The sequence below is a fragment of the Streptomyces sp. NPDC127190 genome (assembly GCF_042672505.1).
Taxonomy (GTDB): domain Bacteria; phylum Actinomycetota; class Actinomycetes; order Streptomycetales; family Streptomycetaceae; genus Streptomyces.
The window spans coordinates 246,684-258,919 of record NZ_JBHXVE010000009.1 but is presented as its reverse complement, the minus strand read 5'-3'; the positions used below and the strand labels follow the sequence as shown (position 1 = coordinate 258,919).

Annotated in this window: 14 protein-coding genes; 7 read left to right on the top strand and 7 right to left on the bottom strand. The window is 71.3% G+C overall.

What is annotated here, in order from left to right; all coding sequences use genetic code 11:
• Positions 1 to 536: 536 nt before the first annotated feature.
• Positions 537 to 1,187: a DNA-3-methyladenine glycosylase gene (locus tag ACFVIU_RS17080; protein WP_385843300.1), complete on the bottom strand. Its 651-nt coding sequence runs from the start codon at positions 1,185 to 1,187 to the stop codon at positions 537 to 539.
• A gap of 98 nt (positions 1,188 to 1,285) precedes the next feature.
• On the opposite strand from ACFVIU_RS17080, the gene ACFVIU_RS17075 reads away from it, so the two are divergent.
• The 3 genes from ACFVIU_RS17075 (at position 1,286) to ACFVIU_RS17065 (ending at position 3,327) form a co-directional block, all read left to right on the top strand.
• Entirely contained in the window at positions 1,286 to 2,068 is a 783-nt protein-coding gene (locus tag ACFVIU_RS17075) for a sporulation protein (protein ID WP_385843299.1), read from the top strand.
• Positions 2,069 to 2,112: 44 nt separating this feature from the next.
• Entirely contained in the window at positions 2,113 to 2,652 is a 540-nt protein-coding gene (locus tag ACFVIU_RS17070; protein WP_385843298.1) for a YbhB/YbcL family Raf kinase inhibitor-like protein, read from the top strand.
• A gap of 168 nt (positions 2,653 to 2,820) precedes the next feature.
• Positions 2,821 to 3,327 carry an HNH endonuclease gene (locus tag ACFVIU_RS17065; RefSeq protein ID WP_385843297.1) on the top strand — a complete coding sequence of 169 codons (507 nt, stop codon included), beginning with the start codon at positions 2,821 to 2,823 and terminating at the stop codon, positions 3,325 to 3,327.
• An 80-nt stretch (positions 3,328 to 3,407) separates the two neighbouring features.
• Here the strand turns inward: ACFVIU_RS17065 and ACFVIU_RS17060 are convergent, their stop codons facing one another.
• From ACFVIU_RS17060 to ACFVIU_RS17050, 3 genes are all read right to left on the bottom strand, one after another.
• Positions 3,408 to 4,367, bottom strand: a complete 960-nt coding sequence (locus ACFVIU_RS17060; protein ID WP_385843296.1) for an SPFH domain-containing protein — start codon at positions 4,365 to 4,367, stop codon at positions 3,408 to 3,410.
• A 109-nt stretch (positions 4,368 to 4,476) separates the two neighbouring features.
• Positions 4,477 to 4,905, bottom strand: coding sequence for an NfeD family protein (locus ACFVIU_RS17055; RefSeq protein ID WP_385843295.1), 429 nt, complete (start codon positions 4,903 to 4,905; stop codon positions 4,477 to 4,479).
• Positions 4,906 to 4,965: 60 nt separating this feature from the next.
• Positions 4,966 to 5,763: an ABC transporter ATP-binding protein gene (locus ACFVIU_RS17050; protein WP_385843294.1), complete on the bottom strand. Its 798-nt coding sequence runs from the start codon at positions 5,761 to 5,763 to the stop codon at positions 4,966 to 4,968.
• 151 nt (positions 5,764 to 5,914) lie between these two features.
• Between ACFVIU_RS17050 and ACFVIU_RS17045 the strand changes: the two genes are divergently transcribed.
• Complete coding sequence (locus ACFVIU_RS17045) at positions 5,915 to 6,703, top strand: hypothetical protein (RefSeq protein WP_385843293.1); 789 nt, start codon at positions 5,915 to 5,917, stop codon at positions 6,701 to 6,703.
• A gap of 141 nt (positions 6,704 to 6,844) precedes the next feature.
• Here ACFVIU_RS17045 and ACFVIU_RS17040 read toward each other — a convergent pair whose 3' ends face one another.
• From ACFVIU_RS17040 to ACFVIU_RS17030, 3 genes are all read right to left on the bottom strand, one after another.
• Positions 6,845 to 7,090, bottom strand: a complete 246-nt coding sequence (locus ACFVIU_RS17040) for a chaplin (protein ID WP_385843292.1) — start codon at positions 7,088 to 7,090, stop codon at positions 6,845 to 6,847.
• Positions 7,091 to 7,249: 159 nt separating this feature from the next.
• Positions 7,250 to 7,891: a response regulator gene (locus ACFVIU_RS17035; protein ID WP_385843291.1), complete on the bottom strand. Its 642-nt coding sequence runs from the start codon at positions 7,889 to 7,891 to the stop codon at positions 7,250 to 7,252.
• On the bottom strand, positions 7,884 to 9,029 hold the full coding sequence (locus tag ACFVIU_RS17030) for a GAF domain-containing sensor histidine kinase (protein WP_385843290.1): 1,146 nt from the start codon (positions 9,027 to 9,029) through the stop codon (positions 7,884 to 7,886). The genes ACFVIU_RS17035 and ACFVIU_RS17030 overlap by 8 nt, the downstream gene beginning before the upstream one ends.
• Before the next feature lie 243 nt (positions 9,030 to 9,272).
• On the opposite strand from ACFVIU_RS17030, the gene ACFVIU_RS17025 reads away from it, so the two are divergent.
• The 3 genes from ACFVIU_RS17025 to ACFVIU_RS17015 all read left to right on the top strand — a co-directional run bounded on the left by ACFVIU_RS17025 (position 9,273) and on the right by ACFVIU_RS17015 (position 12,105).
• Positions 9,273 to 9,971 (top strand): SDR family NAD(P)-dependent oxidoreductase, encoded by a 699-nt coding sequence (locus tag ACFVIU_RS17025; RefSeq protein WP_385843289.1) that lies wholly within the window; start codon positions 9,273 to 9,275, stop codon positions 9,969 to 9,971.
• Positions 9,968 to 11,047 (top strand): S-adenosylmethionine:tRNA ribosyltransferase-isomerase, encoded by a 1,080-nt coding sequence (locus tag ACFVIU_RS17020; RefSeq protein ID WP_385843288.1) that lies wholly within the window; start codon positions 9,968 to 9,970, stop codon positions 11,045 to 11,047. The genes ACFVIU_RS17025 and ACFVIU_RS17020 overlap by 4 nt, the downstream gene beginning before the upstream one ends.
• Positions 11,048 to 11,346: 299 nt before the next feature.
• Entirely contained in the window at positions 11,347 to 12,105 is a 759-nt protein-coding gene (locus ACFVIU_RS17015; RefSeq protein WP_385843287.1) for a transglycosylase SLT domain-containing protein, read from the top strand.
• Positions 12,106 to 12,236 lie beyond the last annotated feature (131 nt).

Below are 12,236 nucleotides of genomic sequence, written 5' to 3'. Positions count from 1 at the left end.
CTCTCCGTGAATGTTTTCCCGTAATCGGGATGAACACCACGAGAGCGGTGCGAGAGGAGGAATAGTCCCCTCGCACACAGCGTCCTCGCTGTGTTATTTCAAAGGAACCTCGACCATCGGACAGTGCCCGACGGACGGGGTATCAACATATCTGGCGTTGATTTTTGGCACGCTGTTGAGTTCTCAAGGAACGGTCGCTTCCTTCGTACTCACCCTCTCGGGCTTTCCTCCGGGCGCTTCCCTTCGGTCTTGCGTTTCCGACTCTATCAGATCCTTTCGGCGTCCGATTCCCGGTCGGCGGGATTGTCTCGGAGCTTTCGGCTTTCGCCGTTGGCCCTTTCGACATTCACTACGTTAGCCGATTCCCTCGGCGACTCATAATCGAGTCCCGCGAGTTCGAATTCGGGTACGCGGGCGCACCGAAATCGACCCCGTCGAGGGGCTTGAGCTAGGTAGTGGTTTGGCCGCTCCGGCTGCTGGCGATGCCGTACCCGGTTCAGCGGCTCGGGATACATTACGCACCTTCGCGAGCCGCGTCAACTTCGGCGGCGGCGTGGCACATGGGCCCGGTAGGGGCTCACTGTCGGGTCGTCCGCCACCCAGTAGCGCCACGGGTGGCGGTCGCCGTCGCCGCCGTCGCCGGCGACTCCGGTGCGGGGGCCGCTCCGTACCTGGTCGGCGGGGACGGGGGTGCCCTGAAGGACGCGGAGCGGGGTGTCGGCGGAGGTGCACGCGTCGGTGCCGTCGAGGGCCCGGTCGATCTCCAGGGCGGTCGCGAGGCGGGCCGGTCCCTTGGCCAGTTCCTTGTCGTTGCGGGCCGAAAGCCGGCGCTTGCGGGCCAGCTCGGCGCCCTCGATCACTTCACCCGCACGGAGCAGTACAGCGCTCGCCCGGCCCTCGGGGCCGCAGACGAGGTTCATGCAGTGCCACATGCCGTAGGTGAAGTAGACGTACACATGTCCGGGCGGGCCGAACATCACCGCGTTGCGGGCGGTGCGTCCGCGGTAGGCGTGGGAGCCAGGGTCGTTCGGGCCGTCGTACGCCTCCACCTCGGTGAGGCGGACGGCGATCGGGCCGTCGGGGGTGGTCCGGACCAGGATGCGGCCGAGGAGGTCGGGGGCGACCTCGAGGACCGGGCGGTCGAAGAAGTCTCGGGGCAGTGGCATACGGTCCGGGGGCGCGATCATGCCCTCCGAGGGTAGTCCAGACGGGTCATGGGCACGGCGGAACCGGGCGGAGGCGGAGCGCGTTTGTAGGGTCGAGTCCGTTCGCAAAGGGAGAGTCAATGGGGTTCAAGAAGCTGCTCGCGAGCCTGGGGGCCGGCGGGGCCTCGGTCGAGACGGTGCTGACCGAGGTGAATGTCGTACCGGGTGGTGTGGTCCAGGGTGAGGTGCGGATCCAGGGCGGGTCCGTGAACCAGGACATCGAGGGGCTGTCCGTCGGGCTCCAGGCCAAGGTCGACGTGGAGAGCGGCGACCAGGAGTACAAGCAGGACATCGAGTTCACCAAGGTGCGGCTCGGTGGTGCCTTCGAGCTTCAGGCGGGCGCCGTGCACGCGGTGCCGTTCGGGCTGGAGATCCCCTGGGAGACGCCGGTCACGATGATCGACGGGCAGGCGCTGCGCGGGATGCACATCGGGGTGACGACCGAGCTGGCGATCGCGCGGGCCGTGGACTCCTCCGACCTGGACCCGGTGAACGTGCATCCGCTGCCGGCGCAGCAGGCGATCCTGGACGCCTTCATCCAGCTGGGCTTCCGCTTCAAGAACGCGGACATGGAACGCGGGCACATCCGGGGCACCCGGCAGAAGCTGCCGTTCTACCAGGAGATCGAGTTCTGGCCGCCGTCGCAGTACCGGGGGCTGAACCAGGTGGAGCTGAGCTTCGTCGCCGACGAGCACGCCATGGACGTGGTGCTGGAGATGGACAAGAAGCCGGGTCTGTTCAGCGAGGGCTCGGACACCTACCGCTCGTTCCAGGTGGGGCTGAACGACTGGCAGGGGACCGACTGGGCGGCTTACCTGAACCAGTGGCTGTCCGAGGTCGGCGGCAAGCGCAACTGGTTCTAGGCTCGGACCCGCTGGTTCCAGATCATCGATCAGGAGGTACCGAGGTGACCGAGCTCAAGCGCCGGCCGCTCCCCCACGACTTCCATCCGCCCGTGCCGTCGTTCACGGTGACGAGCGCGGATGTCGAGGAGGGCGCGACGCTGAAGAGCGCTCAGGTCCACGCGGAGGGCAACACCTCGCCGCAGCTGCGCTGGGAGGGCTTCCCGCCGGAGACCAAGAGTTTCGCCGTGACCTGCTACGACCCGGACGCGCCGACCGGCAGCGGGTTCTGGCACTGGGTCCTGTTCGACATCCCGGCCACGGTGACGGAGCTGCCGGCCGGTGCGGGCGGCGGAAAGTTCGAGGGGTTGCCCGAGGGCGCCGTACACGCGCGGAACGACTACGGGACGAAGGACTTCGGTGGCGCCGCGCCGCCGCCCGGGGACGGCCCGCACCGGTACGTCTTCACCGTGTACGCGGTGGACCAGGAGAAGCTGGGGCCGGACGCGGATGCCTCGCCGGCGGTGGTCGGCTTCAATCTGCGGTTCCACACGCTCGCGCGTGCCCAGCTCATCGGTGAGTACGAGAACCCCGCGCAGGGCTGAGCAGGACGCGATTTCTCAGCCAGGCGTTCATTGAACGTTTGCCCGCCTCCGGTCTTGGAAGTGATCGGAGGCGGGCATTTTTTATTGCGTTGTCCATCTCGGCGCGCCCGTCCAGAGTTGATCCAAGCCCGCCGGGGGGTGGGCAGGTGCACACGGGAGGTGGGCTGGATGCGTGACACGTTGGTCCTCAACGCGAGCTTCGAACCGCTGTCTACGGTGACTCTGAACCGAGCCGTCGTCCTGGTGCTCCAGGACAAGGCCGTCGTCGAGCAGGCCCATCCCGAACTGCGTATGCGCGGTGCCGATGTGGACATACCCGTGCCCCGGGTGATCAGGCTGTGCCGGTATGTGCGGGTGCCGTTCCGAAGACAAGCTCCGTGGTCGCGGCGGGGGGTGCTGGTGCGGGACCGGCACCGGTGCGCGTACTGCGGGCGCAGGGCGACGACCGTGGACCATGTGGTGCCGCGGGCGCAGGGTGGGCAGGACACGTGGCTGAACACGGTGGCCGCGTGCGCGGAGGACAATCACCGCAAGGCCGACCGGACTCCGGCTCAGGCCGGTATGGAGTTGCTGCGGGAGCCGTTCGAGCCGACGCCGGCGGACGCGATGCTGCTGGCCTTGGGGGTCGAGGAGTTCGAGGCTCTGCCGGGGTGGCTGGCTCGGGACGCTGCGTGACCCGGTTCCCCGCGCCCCCTGGAAGGGCGCGGGGCGGAGCCGGCGTTTCCCGGTGACCCTCTAGGTCCCTCTAGGACCCTCTAGTCGATGTTCGGCCTCTCGCGGCGTTCCGTGCTGCCGCCGTTGCCGTTGCCCGCGGAGCCGTTGTTGCCCGAACCGCCGCCGAGGGGGCCGAAGTTGCCCATGGCGCCGGAGAGGCCCTTGAGGGCGTCGCCGATTTCGCTGGGGACGATCCAGAGCTTGTTGGCGTCGCCCTCGGCGATCTTCGGGAGCATCTGGAGGTACTGGTAGGAGAGCAGCTTCTGGTCCGGGTCGCCGGCGTGGATGGCCTCGAAGACCGTGCGGACGGCCTGGGCCTCGCCCTCGGCGCGCAGTGCGGCGGCCTTGGCCTCACCCTCGGCGCGCAGGATCTGGGACTGCTTCTCGCCCTCGGCGGTGAGGATGGCCGCCTGGCGGGTGCCTTCGGCGGTGAGGATCGCGGCGCGCTTGTCACGGTCGGCGCGCATCTGCTTCTCCATCGAGTCCTGGATGGAGGTCGGGGGCTCGATGGCCTTCAGTTCCACGCGGTTGACGCGGATGCCCCACTTGCCGGTGGCCTCGTCGAGGACGCCGCGCAGGGCCGCGTTGATCTCCTCGCGGGAGGTCAGGGTGCGTTCCAGGTCCATGCCGCCGATGATGTTGCGCAGCGTGGTGACGGTGAGCTGCTCGATGGCCTGGATGTAGCTGGCGACCTCGTAGGTGGCGGCCCGGGCGTCGGTCACCTGGTAGTAGATGACCGTGTCGATGTTGACGACCAGGTTGTCCTGGGTGATCACCGGCTGCGGCGGGAACGGTACAACCTGTTCGCGCAGGTCGATGCGGTTGCGGATGGTGTCGATGAACGGGACCACGATGTTGAGGCCCGCGTTCAGCGTGCGCGTGTAGCGGCCGAAGCGCTCCACGATGGCCGCGCTCGCTTGTGGGATCACCTGGATGGTCTTGATCAGGGCGATGAAGACCAACACCACCAGAATGATCAGGACGATGATGACCGGTTCCATCGTGTCCCCGTACCCTTCTCCGCCTCGGCGCCTTGGCAGATCTTATGGCTGTTGAAGATCTTGCTGGTCGAGTCTGTCAGACGGCCGCCCAACTCGTGGGCAGGTTCCGTCAGATGACGATCGCGGTGGCTCCTTCGATCTCCACGACGTCCACCTCCTGGCCCACTTCGTAGGCGCGGCCGGTGTCCAGGGCGCGTGCCGACCAGACCTCTCCGGCGAGTTTGATCCGGCCGCCGGAGCCGTCGACGCGCTCCAGTACGACGGCCTGGCGGCCCTTCAACGCATCGATGCCCGTGGCGAGTTGGGGGCGCTGTCTGGTGTGCCGGTTGGCGATCGGCCGTACCACGGCGATGAGCGCGACGGAGACGGCGAGGAACACGAGTACCTGGACCACGGCGTCGAAGCCGAGTCCGGCGGCGCCCGCGGCGGCGACCGCGCCCACCGCGAGCATGCCGAACTCGGGCATGGCGGTGACGACCAGCGGGATTCCGAGTGCCGCCGCGCCGACGAGCCACCACACCCATGCGTCGATGTTCACATGGTCATGGTAGGGCCGTGGTCGGACGGCGGACAGGGCGCACGGCGAGGCGCGGCGGGGTCAGGACAGCGGCAGGCCCTGGGCGGTCCAGCGGTCGCCGACCTGCTCCACGACGAGCGGGAGGCCGAAGCAGAGGGAGAGGTTGCGGGAGGTCAGCTCCAGCTCGATCGGGCCCGCGGCGAGGACCTTGCCCTGGCGGATCATGAGGACGTGGGTGAATCCGGGGGCGATCTCCTCGACGTGGTGCGTGACCATGATCATCGAGGGGGCGATGGGGTCGCGGGCGAGCCGGCCAAGACGGCGGACCAGGTCCTCGCGGCCGCCGAGGTCGAGTCCGGCGGCGGGCTCGTCCAGCAGGAGCAGCTCGGGGTCGGTCATCAGGGCGCGGGCGATCAGGGTGCGCTTGCGCTCGCCCTCGGAGAGGGTGCCGAACCGGCGGTCGAGGTAGTCGCTCATGCCGAGGCGGTCGAGGAAGGCGCGGGCGCGCTGCTCGTCGATCTCGTCGTACTCCTCCTGCCAGCCGGCGGTCATGCCGTAGGCGGCGGTGAGGACGGTCTGGAGGACGGTCTGGCGCTTGGGGAGCTTCTCGGCCAGGGCGATGCCGGCCACACCGATGCGGGGGCGCAGCTCGAAGACGTCGGTGCCGGGCTTGCCGAGGGTCTCGCCGAGGATGGTGGCGGTGCCCTTGCTGGGGAAGAGGTAGCTGGACGCGACGTTCAGGAGGGTGGTCTTGCCGGCGCCGTTGGGGCCGAGGATGACCCAGCGCTCGCCCTCCTTCACCGACCAGGAGACCTGGTCCACCAGAGCCCGGCCCTCGCGGACCACGGATACGTCCTGAAGCTCCAGAACATCGCTCATGAGCGCGTTGTCTCCCCTTGCAGTGTGGCCGGTCTCGGCTGTCGCGTACGCCTGTGGCTCGGTCCGCCGCGCCGGGTGGGCGCAGCCCTTATGAAATCTACGCCACGAGCGCCCCGCTCCATTCCATCGGTCCTGTCCTTAGGGTGGAGGCATGCTCTCGGAACCGCGTTCAGGACGCCTCGCCGCTTGGGGAAATGCCCTTTTGGCCGGACTTGTCTCTCCGGATGACGCCGTGCTCGCCATCGTGGGCGAGGACGCGGTGCACCGGGTGGAGGGGCTGCCGGACGAGTCCGGGCCGGTCGGGCTCACGCTCGCCCTGGGGCGGCTGCGCAGGCTGGGGGTGACCGCGCTGCGGGTGGCGCTGCCGGCGCCGGGGCATCCGCTGGGGCTGAGCGGGCCGCCGGAGTTCAATGCGCGGGCGCTTCAGGCCGAGGAGGCGGTGGTCTGTCACGGCGCCGCGTTCGGGCTGGTCCCGGAGGTCTACGAGGCGGGGCCCGCCGGTGATGTGCATGCCGAGGTGGTCTGGCATGTGCTGCCGGTGCGGGAGGCGCCGCCCGCCGATGTGCCCTCGCTGGGCGAGGCGGAGCGGGAGCTGGCGGAGGCACTGCGGGACGCGACCGAGCTGCTGTCGAAGCTAGATGTCGCCGGGTCGGGTCCGGTGGCGGAGGCGGCGATCGACGCGTACCGGGCGCGGGCCGAGCGCGGGCGGGAGGTGCTGGCGCCGGGGTATCCGCCGCGTGCGGTGCGGGTGCTGGAGCTGGCGCAGCGGGTGGCGCTGCTGGTGTCGCTGGCGTACGGCGGCGGGCACGGGGGCGCGGTCAGCTCCAGCGAGATCGCGGCGCGGGCGGAGGCGCTCAGGCCGGTGGAGCGGACGGCGCGGCGGGCCCAGGTGGCCGCGTACAACTCGGTCGTGGAGGAGCGGGAGCGGGGCATGCGGTAGGCCGGCGGGGACAGCCGGGGGTCGGCCTCGGACCGTCCGCCGGTCGGGCCGGCCTGCGCCGGAGCGGGCGAGGTCGGTGGGCGGCGGCCTGGCAGGCCTCCCGGTGCACACGGGAGGCCTGAGGTCGTGGTCGGCCGAACCTCAGTGGTTGAGGCCGAGGTTGCCGAAGGCCGGGTTCAGCACGCCGATGACGTTCACGCTGTTGCCGACCGCGTTGACCGGGATGTGCACCGGCACCTGAGCGACGTTGCCCGAGACGACACCCGGGGAGCCGTGGGCCTCGCCGGCGGCGATGGAGCCGTCGGTGGCGGAGGCCAGGCCCGCGCCGGCGGCCACCAGGCCACCGGCCACCATCGTCACGGCCGCTGCCTTCTTCAGGTTCTTCACTTTCCAACCCCTCTTAGCGTCCACCGCGGCGGTGCGCCGCGGTTACGCACTGAAGAACGCCGGGGGCCGCCGGAGGATGCGCCGTCCGGGTGACATTCCCACGACGGTATGAATCTCATCCTGGCCGGTTGCCGCGGGTGAGGTCCTGGGCAGGGCGTTTCAGCCGGTCACGCCATGGCGTACGGCCCAGAGCGCGGCCTGGGTGCGGTCGGCGAGGTCGAGCTTCATCAGGATGTTGGAGACATGGGTCTTCACGGTCTTCTCGGACAGGACGAGGGCGCGGGCGATCTCCCGGTTGGACCGGCCGTCCGCGATCAGGCCGAGCACCTCGCGCTCCCGCTCGGTGAGCGAGCCGCCCCTGCCCTGGCCGGAGTTGGCCTCCTCCTGGGAGAGCAGGGCGCCGGCGACCTCCGGCTGGAGCAGGACGTGTCCCGCGTGCACGGAACGGATGGCGCCGGCCAGGGCGTCCGGGTCGATGTCCTTGTAGACGTACCCGGCGGCGCCCGCGCGCAGGGCCGGGACGACCGTGCGCTGTTCGGTGAAGCTGGTGACGATCAGCACGCGCGCGGGGTTGGCGAGTTCGCGGAGCCTGCGCAGGGCGTCGATGCCGTCCATGCCCGGCATCTTGACGTCCATGAGGACGACGTCGGGCCGTAGCTCCTCGGCGCGGGCGACGCCCTCGGCGCCGTCGGCGGCCTCGCCGACGACCTCTATGTCGTCCTGTACCTCCAGGAAGGTGCGCAGGCCCCGGCGGACGACCTGGTGGTCGTCCACGAGCAGCACCTTGATCGGGTCAGCCACCGGGGACCTCCATCTCGATGACGGTGCCCTTGCCGGGCGCCGATTCCACGGTCAGCGTGCCGCCCACGCCGCTCGCCCGGTCCCGCATGGAGACCAGGCCCAGGTGGCGCCCGGCGCGGCGGACCGCCTTGGGGTCGAAGCCGGCGCCGTCGTCGGTGACGCGCAGGACGGTGCCGCTGCCGCGCCGCTCCACGCGCACGTCGACCTGTGCGGCGTCGGAGTGGCGCAGGGCGTTGTGCAGGGCCTCCTGGGCGACCCGCAGCAGGGCCTCCTCCTGGGCGGCGGGCAGGGCGCGGAAGCCGTTGACGGCGAAGGTCACACGGGCGGTGTGGGCGCGGTCGAGGACCTGGATCTGGGTGCGCAGGGTGGCGATCAGGCCGTCCTCGTCCAGGGCGGCGGGCCGCAACTCCACGACGGCGGCGCGCAGTTCGTCGGCGGCCTCGGCGGCGAGCGCGGCGACCTGGTGCAGTTCGCCCTTGGCGCGCGCGGGGTCGCGGTCGACGAGGGCGGCCGCCGCCTGGGCGGTCAGGCGCAGCGAGAAGAGCTTCTGGCTGACCGCGTCGTGCAGCTCGTGGGCGAGGCGGGAGCGCTCCTCGGCGATGGTCAGCTCACGGCTGCGTTCGTAGAGCCGCGCGTTGGTCAGGGCGATGGCGGCGTGCTGGGCGAGGATGCCGAGCAGTTCCTCGTCCTCGGCCGTGAAGCCGCAACGGCCGTCCCTTTTGGGGCAGTTCTTGTTGGCGAGGAAGAGTGCGCCGATGACCTCGTCGTCGTCGCGGATCGGCAGGCCCAGGAAGTCGACCAGGTCCGGGTGGGCGGACGGCCAGCCCTCGAAGCGGGGGTCCTTGCGCACGTCGGCGAGGCGCTCGGGGCGGGCCTCGCGCAGCATGGCGGCGAGGATGCCGTGCTGGCGGGGCAGCGGGCCGATCGCCTTCCACTGGGCGTCGCTGACACCGTCCACCACGAACTGGGCGAAGCCGCCGTGGTCGTCGGGGACGCCGAGGGCGGCGTACTGCGCGTCGAGCAGCTCGCGGGCGGAGGCGACGATCGTCTTGAGGACGTCGCGCACCTCCAGATGCCTGCTCATGGCCAGCAGCGCGGAACTGACCGCGGCGAGGCCGGACCGGGGGGCGTGACTCATGACCTCACGGTACCGGCGGGGTGTGACAGCGCGGATCGGACCGGTGACGGCCCGGGTCCGGTCCGCTGGTCCTAGGTCGGCCGGTCTAGGGCGGCCGGTCCGGGGCCTATGGCCCAGGGCGGGCGGGGTACGTCGAAGGGCCCCTCGGGGTTGCGGCCCGCGTCCGAGGCGGTGGGGCCGGTGCCGTTCCTAGGTTGTGGTCACCGCCCGGCGCGGGCGGTGGGCGACGAGGGGACGGTAGTCATGCCGGTAGCGATCATCACGGGGGCCTCGAAGGGGCTGGGGCGGGCGCTCGCCGGGGCGCTGGCCGCGCGGGGCTGGGATCTGGTGCTGGACGCCCGGGGCGCGCAGGCCCTGAAGGAGGCCGCGGCGGCCGTCGCCGGGCCCGGTACCCGGGTGGCGGCGCTGGCCGGGGACGTCACCGACGCGGGGCACCGGGCGGAGCTGGTGGCGGCGGCGCGCGCGTTCGGCGGGCTGGATCTGGTCGTGAACAACGCGGGGATCCTCGGGGCCGAGCCCCTGGTGCCGCTCGGCGAGCAGCCGCTGGACGGCTTCCGGGCCGCGCTGGAGACCAATGTGGTGGCCCCGCTGGGGCTGCTCCAGGAGGCGCTGCCGCTGTTGCGCGAGGCCCCGGCCGGTGCGGTGGTCAACGTGAGTTCGGACGCGGCGGCGGAGGCCTACCGGACCTGGGGTGCGTACGGGGCGACGAAGGCCGCGGTGGACCAGCTCTCCGCGGTGCTGGCGGTGGAGGAGCCGGGGCTGCGGGTCTGGTGGGTCGATCCGGGCGGTATGCGGACCGGCATGCTGGCCGCGGCCGAGCCCGGTGCGGACCTGTCGGGGACGCCGGCGCCCGAGGAGGTCGCGCCCGACTTCCTGCGCCTGCTGGACCGGCGCCCGGCGAGCGGCCGGTACACGGCGACGGCGCTGCGGGAGGCACGGTGACCCTCACCCTGGAGGTGCCGCCGGAGCTGTCCGCGCGCGTGCCGGCCGAGCAGCGGGGTCCGGGCCTGGACCGGGACGACGTACGGCTGCTGGTGTCGCGCGGTACGGAGGTGACGCGGCAGGCGTTCCGGGAGCTGCCGCGGCTGCTGCGGGCCGGGGACCTGCTGGTGGTGAACACCTCGGCCACGCTGCCCGCCGCGGTGGACGGGCGGATCGGGCACACGCGTGTGGTGGTGCACTTCTCCACCCGCGGGGACGACGGCCGGTGGGCGGTGGAGCTGCGGGAACCCGACGGGCGCGGTACTACGCGCGCGCGTGCGGGCATGGCCGCGGAGGTGGAGGTGGCGGGCGGGGCGCGGCTGGTGCTGGAGGAGCCGCTGAGTCCGCGCGGGGAGCGGCTCTGGTGGGCGCGGGCGAGCGGGGCCGAGGTGCCCGGTCTGCTGCGGGCGCACGGCCGGCCGATCCGCTACTCCTATACGGAGCGCGACCAGCCCCTGTCCGTGTACCAGACGGTGTTCGCGCTGCCCTCCGCGGACGGGGCGGGCAGCGCGGAGATGCCGAGCGCGGCGCGGCCCTTCACCGCGCGGCTGGTGGCGGAGCTGGTGAGCCGGGGGGTTCAGTTCGCGCCGGTCACGCTGCATACAGGGGTGTCGTCGGCGGAGGCGCACGAGCCGCCGTACCCGGAGCGGTTCGCGGTGCCGGAGACGTCGGCGCGGCTGGTCAACGCGGTCCGGGCGGGCGGTGGCAGGGTGATCGCGGTCGGTACGACGGCGGTGCGCGCCCTGGAGTCGGCCGCCGGGGCCGACGGGGTGGTGCGGGCGGCCGGGGGCTGGACCGGTCTGGTGGTCACTCCGGAGAGCGGGGTGCGGGTGGTGGACGGACTGCTGACCGGGCTGCACGAGCCGGAGGCGTCCCATCTGCTGATGCTGGAGGCGGTCGCGGGGCGGGCCGCGGTCGTCCGCGCCTACGAGGAGGCGCTGCGTGCGCTCTTTCTGTGGCACGAGTTCGGGGACGTGCATCTCCTCCTGCCGGATGAGGCCACTCACACAGAGCGTTGCGACGGCAACTCCTGGTGAGACTGTTACACGGTCGATGTGAGCCCGCGCATAGGGCCCACATCACGTACGAACGGGCATAGGAGAGAGAGTGTCCCCGCATGAACGGGGCAGACGGTCTGGTCTGTCCCGTTTTGCCCTTCCCTGATCCACTACCTGGGATCGTAGGTCACATCTTTGCCAGGGCATTTTGCGCCCGCTAAGAATTGCTCCGTCGCTCAGCGCCGTGGGTCACCGGCCCGCGGCGTTCGTGTGGGAGGAGCCGATTCCCCCGGCGGACGCAGGAGCGACCTCCGCGCTATCGAAGAGGTCCATCAGCCATGCCCAAGAACATCCTCAGTCGTGCTCGTAGTCGGGCCCTGACCAAGCAGCACCGGATCGCCCTCGCCGGCGTCGCCGCCCTCGGCACCGCCGCGCTCGCCTTCTCGGCCGTCCCCAGCAGCGCCGAGACCGTCACCACGGGCGCCCCGGCCACGACCGCCCAGGTCGCCTCGGGTGCCGCCCTGAAGAACGTCAAGGGCACGGTCACCGACCAGCTCGCCGGCCAGAGCGTCAAGCTCGACGCCTTCGCGGCGAAGAAGAAGGCCGAGGACGCGGCCGCCGCCAAGCAGCGCGCCGAGGCCGCCGCGAAGAAGCAGGCCGCCGCCGCTGCCGCGCAGAAGGCCGCCCAGAAGGCCGCGCAGGAGCGCACCGCCCAGGCCGCCGCGAACCGCTCCGTGCAGCGCCCGCAGATGGAGACCGTCGCCGCGAAGACCTACGCGAACAACCTCGACGGCTGGATCCGGCACTCGCTGGACATCATGCGGCAGAACAACATCCCGGGCTCCTACAACGGCCTGTACCGCAACATCATGCGTGAGTCCTCGGGCAACCCGATGGCCATCAACAACTGGGACATCAACGCGGTCAACGGCATCCCGTCCAAGGGCCTGCTCCAGGTGATCCAGCCCACCTTCAACGCGTACCACGTGGCCGGCACCTCCCTGAACATCTACGACCCGGTCGCCAACATCACCGCCGCCGCCAACTACGCGGCCCACCGGTACGGCTCGATCGACAACGTCAACAGCGCGTACTGAGGTCTGGCGCGGACCTCTGCGACGTAGCGGGGGGGGGGGGGGGGGGGCGCGCCCGGGGGGGGGGGCGCGCCGCCGCGGCGCGGGGGCGGCGGGGGGGGGGGGGCTAGAGTCCCGCGGGGGGGCGCGGCGCG

Excerpts from the sequence above, each read along its gene's own strand:
- ACFVIU_RS17050 (WP_385843294.1), bottom strand. The coding sequence starts at position 5,763 with ATGAGCGATGTTCTGGAGCTTCAGGACGTATCCGTGGTCCGCGAGGGC.
- ACFVIU_RS17065 (WP_385843297.1), top strand. The coding sequence starts at position 2,821 with ATGCGTGACACGTTGGTCCTCAACGCGAGCTTCGAACCGCTGTCTACG.
- ACFVIU_RS17075 (WP_385843299.1), top strand. The coding sequence starts at position 1,286 with ATGGGGTTCAAGAAGCTGCTCGCGAGCCTGGGGGCCGGCGGGGCCTCG.
- ACFVIU_RS17045 (WP_385843293.1), top strand. The coding sequence starts at position 5,915 with ATGCTCTCGGAACCGCGTTCAGGACGCCTCGCCGCTTGGGGAAATGCC.
- ACFVIU_RS17025 (WP_385843289.1), top strand. The coding sequence starts at position 9,273 with ATGCCGGTAGCGATCATCACGGGGGCCTCGAAGGGGCTGGGGCGGGCG.
- ACFVIU_RS17015 (WP_385843287.1), top strand. The coding sequence starts at position 11,347 with ATGCCCAAGAACATCCTCAGTCGTGCTCGTAGTCGGGCCCTGACCAAG.
- ACFVIU_RS17080 (WP_385843300.1), bottom strand. The coding sequence starts at position 1,187 with ATGATCGCGCCCCCGGACCGTATGCCACTGCCCCGAGACTTCTTCGAC.
- ACFVIU_RS17060 (WP_385843296.1), bottom strand. The coding sequence starts at position 4,367 with ATGGAACCGGTCATCATCGTCCTGATCATTCTGGTGGTGTTGGTCTTC.
- ACFVIU_RS17030 (WP_385843290.1), bottom strand. The coding sequence starts at position 9,029 with ATGAGTCACGCCCCCCGGTCCGGCCTCGCCGCGGTCAGTTCCGCGCTG.